Origin of the sequence: Aromatoleum toluolicum, from assembly GCF_012911005.2 — a bacterium.
Taxonomy (GTDB): domain Bacteria; phylum Pseudomonadota; class Gammaproteobacteria; order Burkholderiales; family Rhodocyclaceae; genus Aromatoleum; species Aromatoleum toluolicum.
Genome location: NZ_WTVS01000254.1, coordinates 1 through 404, shown reverse-complemented (window position 1 = coordinate 404; position 404 = coordinate 1). Strand labels below are relative to the sequence as shown.

The 404-nt window shown below is 73.5% G+C and carries 1 protein-coding gene; it reads left to right on the top strand.

What is annotated here, in order from left to right; all coding sequences use genetic code 11:
* On the top strand, positions 1-404 hold a 404-nt coding region (locus GPA27_RS28615; RefSeq protein ID WP_246261549.1), incomplete at both ends, for a phospholipase D-like domain-containing protein.

Below are 404 nucleotides of genomic sequence, written 5' to 3'. Positions count from 1 at the left end.
CCTCCAACGACGCGCCCATCGCCCACGTGGGCTACGCGCGCCACCGCAAGGCCCTGCTGGCCATGGGCGTAGAGCTCTACGAGCTGCGCAGCGAGCAGGCCGGCCTGCGCTCGGCCCTGGGCAGCTCCGGCGGCGCGGCCGGCTCGTCGCGCGCGATGCTGCACTCCAAGGTCATGGTGGTGGACGGCAGGCTGCTGGTCGTGGGCTCGATGAACCTGGACCTGCGCTCGCAGCTGCAGAACACCGAGATCGCCCTGCTGATCCGCAGCCGCAGGCTGGCCGCCGAGGCGGCCGGGCAGATCGACGCGGCGATGCGCCAGGGTGCCTGGCGCCTGGAGCACCAGGAGGAGGACCGGCTGGTGTGGCACCCGCCCGAGGGCAGCGGCCTGCAGGACGCTCACACC